Origin of the sequence: Candidatus Collinsella stercoripullorum (genome assembly GCF_027669965.1) — a bacterium.
GTDB classification, from domain to species: Bacteria; Actinomycetota; Coriobacteriia; order Coriobacteriales; family Coriobacteriaceae; genus Collinsella; species Collinsella stercoripullorum.
This window is the reverse complement of record NZ_JAQECM010000084.1, coordinates 1-3,638: the sequence shown is the minus strand read 5'-3', so window position 1 is coordinate 3,638 and position 3,638 is coordinate 1. Positions and strand designations below refer to the sequence as shown.

General features: G+C 70.4%; 3 protein-coding genes. All 3 read right to left on the bottom strand.

Annotated features, from left to right (window positions below):
* Positions 1-270: 270 nt before the first annotated feature.
* Complete coding sequence (gene ftsX, locus PHA29_RS10320) at positions 271-1,218, bottom strand: permease-like cell division protein FtsX (protein WP_270405885.1); 948 nt, start codon at positions 1,216-1,218, stop codon at positions 271-273.
* Positions 1,208-2,389, bottom strand: a complete 1,182-nt coding sequence (gene ftsE / locus PHA29_RS10315) for a cell division ATP-binding protein FtsE (protein ID WP_270849545.1) — start codon at positions 2,387-2,389, stop codon at positions 1,208-1,210. Before ftsE ends, ftsX begins: the two co-directional genes overlap by 11 nt.
* A 217-nt stretch (positions 2,390-2,606) precedes the next feature.
* Positions 2,607-3,638, bottom strand: a 1,032-nt coding sequence (locus tag PHA29_RS10310; protein WP_270849544.1) for a hypothetical protein, incomplete at its 5' end; no start/stop codon positions are given.

Genomic DNA, 3,638 nt, shown 5'->3' with positions numbered 1-3,638 from the left:
CCGGATGCCGCGCCGCGGCGTACCGGGGCGGAGCCTCCACCGCCCGCCGCCCGCGCGGGTCGCGGCGGCGCACCCCCGCCTCCGTGCGCGGCGCGCCCTCGTATCCGTATACGTATACCCCGGGCGCGCCGTCGCCATCGAACCCGCATGGCGGGACACAGGGGTGCATCGCCCGCTCGCGCGGCGACGCCCGGGTCAAAAAGAGGGCCGCCCCCAGGACGGCCCTCATCGCGCCCGGGAGCGACCCGGGCCGGCATCGTGCGTGCGCGCCTACACCTTGAGGTAGCGCCTCATGGCGATGGCGGAGCCGAACAGGCCGATCACCACGCCCACGATCACGAGGGCGGCGTAGGTGACGAGGTACATGTTCAGCGGGATCTGGAACGACAGGAACGACATGGCGTTCTGCAGCGCCGGCATGCCGAAGTTGCGGATGAGCTCGAGCACGCCGATGGACAGCAGCGCGCCCAGCAGCGCCTGGATGACGCCCTCGGTGATGAACGGCCCGCGGATGAAGCTGTTCGAGGCGCCCACGAGGCGCATGATGCCGATCTCGCGGCGGCGCGCCGTGATGGACAGGCGGATGGTGTTGTTGATGAAGATGAACGCGATGAAGGTGAGCAGCGCCACGAGCACCACGGCCGCGATGCGGATGTAGGTGGTCACCTGGAACAGGCGGCCGACCTCCTCCTGGCCGTAGAGCACGCTCGCGTTCACGTCCGCATCGACGTCGTCGACGTCGGGGTCGTCATCGTCCACGATCTGGCGGAAGTCCTCGTCCGCCTTGATGCGCTCGGCGGTGGACTGGACCTGCGAGGGGTCCTGCATCTCGATCACGAAGGACCGGGGCAGGGGGTTCTCGCCGTCGAGCGCCGCCATGGTGGCCTCGGCGTTGTTGGACAGGTTGCTCGTGTAGTCGGCGAGCGCGTCCTCCTTGGTCTTGAACTGGACGCTCGCGACGTTGTCCCAGCTCTCGAGCTTGGACTGGAACGCCTCGATCTGGTCGTCGGTCGCGTCGTCGGAGATGAAGGCGTTGATGGTGACCTGCTGCTCGACCGTGCCGATCACCGAGTTGACCACCGCGGAGCCCAAGATGAACAGGCCGATGATGAACAGCGACAGGAAGATGGTGATGACCGCGCCGAGCGAGGTGCCGAAGTTGCGGAAGAAGTGGCTGCCGGCCTCGCGCAGCGAATACCCGAAGTTGCTAGGCGCCATAGTTGCCGTAGCCTCCCCTCTCCTGGTCTCGGACCACGTGGCCGGCCTCGAGGGCGATCACGCGGCGGTGCATGGAATCGACCATCTCGCGGTCGTGCGTGGCGACGACGACCGTGGTGCCCGTGCGGTTGATGCGCTCGAGCAGTTTCATGATGCCGAGCGAGATCGCCGGGTCGAGGTTGCCGGTGGGCTCGTCGCAGATCAGCAGCGGCGGGCGGTTCACCATGGCGCGCGCCACGGCGACGCGCTGCTGCTCGCCGCCCGAGAGCTGGTCGGGGTAGGAGTCCATCTGGTCGGCGAGGCCGACGAGGCGCAGGACCTCGGGGACCTGGCTGCGGATGACGCCGCGGGGCTTGCCGATGCACTCGAGCGCGAAGGCCACGTTCTCGTAGGCCGTCTTGTTGGGCAGCAGCTTGAAGTCCTGGAACACGGTGCCGATCTGGCGGCGCAGGAACGGGACCTTGCGGTTCTTGATCCGCATGAGGTCCTGGCCCGCCACCAGCACGCGGCCGCTCGTCGGCTTGACGTCGCGGACCATGGTGTTCAGCAGCGTGGTCTTGCCGGAGCCGGAGTGGCCCACGAGGAAGACGAACTCGCCCGGGTAGATCTCCAGGTTGACGTCATCGAGCGCGGGCTTGTTGGGCTGCGCGGCGTAGATCTTGGTGAGATGCTCCATGAGGATGACGGGCTCCACGCCGGCCTCGCGCGCCATCTTCTTGCGCGAGTCCCCCACCGGGGCGAACACCGAGGTGAAGTCCGGGCTCTGGAGCGCCTGGTCGACATCGGCGATCTGGCGCTGCTCGGAGAGGTCGGTCGATGCCACCGCGGGGCCGGCCTGCGTCATGAACACGCCCGTGGAGGCCGGGGTCGCCGGCTGGTCGGGCGAGGGCAGGCTGCTCAGCGGGGCCGCGGGCGCGGCCGGATCGGGCACCGAGGGCACCTGCGGGGCGGCGACGGGCGCGGGCTGCGCGGCGACGCCGTCGAACAGGTCGGGCGACGGGGTGTAGGCAAAGGGGTCGGGCTCGGACTGCCCGGCCGGGACAGCGGGCTGCGGGAACAGCCGGCTCTCGTCCTCCGGAGCGGCGGGCGCCTGATGGCGCGGCGCCGGCGCGGGCGCGGCGCCCTGCTGCGGGGCCGTGCCGTCTCCGGGCTTACGGAAGTGGTTACCCACTGCAAGCTCCTTCGTGTCGTGCGTTTGAACTACAGTCATTTCAGTATGTTAGCAGGAACCCGCCGCGTGCACAGAGATTGCACGCTCCGCGCAACAGCCTCAGCCGACGGATGCAGGAGAGGGCCCTGCGGGAAAATAGGGACAGTCACCTTTTTCCCACGAGAACCCCCTCTGTGGGAAAAAGGTGACTGTCCCTATGTTCCCAGAGGGGTGTCCCTCACGCGCGGGCAAGCGCGCCGGAAACCTCGAGGGTCTCGTCCGTCGCCTCGCCGATCAGGAAGGGCTGACGGGTGTAGTCCGCCGAGAGGTCGACGTAGACCGTCCCGTCCAGCCCGAGCGCGCCCGAGACGCTCGCCGTGCCGGCGCCGCCCGAGCTCGTGCCCTCGCCCGTGAAGGTGTAGACGCGCCCGTCCGCCTGCCTGAAGGAGCGGGTCCCCTCGTCGGGCTCCCCCTGCGCGAGCGTGCAGGAGAGCACCCCCGTGACCTCCGAGGCGCCCCAGCCGCCCGGCGCCGCGCGGTACTCGACCGTGAAGGTGCCCGCCGCGGGGTCCACGTTGGAGATGGTGAACGACGAGATCTGCCCGGTGCCGTCCCCCGCGGCGTACGACCCCTCGAGCGCCGAGGCGTCCCAGGAGAACGACGAGGTCGCGTCCCCCGCCGCGCGAACCCACGACGACCCGTCGAAGGTGTAGGTGTAGGGCGTGCTCACCGTCGTGGCGCCGAACCACAGGTCGAAGGTGCGCTCCGCGGTGTAGGTGCAGGTCTGGGACGCCGCATCGAAGCTCGCGGAGAAGCCGTCCGGGAAGTCGGGGTCGCGCGTCACCCCGGCGGTCGCGCGCGTGGTCGCGTCCGCCCGGATCACGGCGCCCGCCCACCCCGACGCCTCGACCGCCGAGGCGAGCCCCGGGTAGCGGTCGCGCTCCTGCGCGCGGGCGAACAGCAGCGTCACGGCGAGGTCGCTGTCGAAGCTCTCGTTGGCGAGGCCCGCCGTGGCGTCGACCAGCAGCGAGCCGTCCTCCTGCCGCTGCACCGAGGTGATCCGGACGTCGGAGAGCCCGTAGGGCGAGTCCTCCACGTAGTCGTCCGCGGCGAACCCGTCCATGATGTCGGCGTCCGCCTCGATGACCTGCCGCACGGCGCCCGCATCGGGCTGAGAGGCGGCGCCGAGGGCGAACCAGGCGACCGCGGCGGCGACGGCGACCAGGACCGCCGCCGCGACGAGCGCGAGCGCGCGGCGGCGCACGCGGCG

Coding starts and splice junctions, on each gene's coding strand:
- ftsX (WP_270405885.1), bottom strand. CDS start 1,218: ATGGCGCCTAGCAACTTCGGGTATTCGCTGCGCGAGGCCGGCAGCCAC.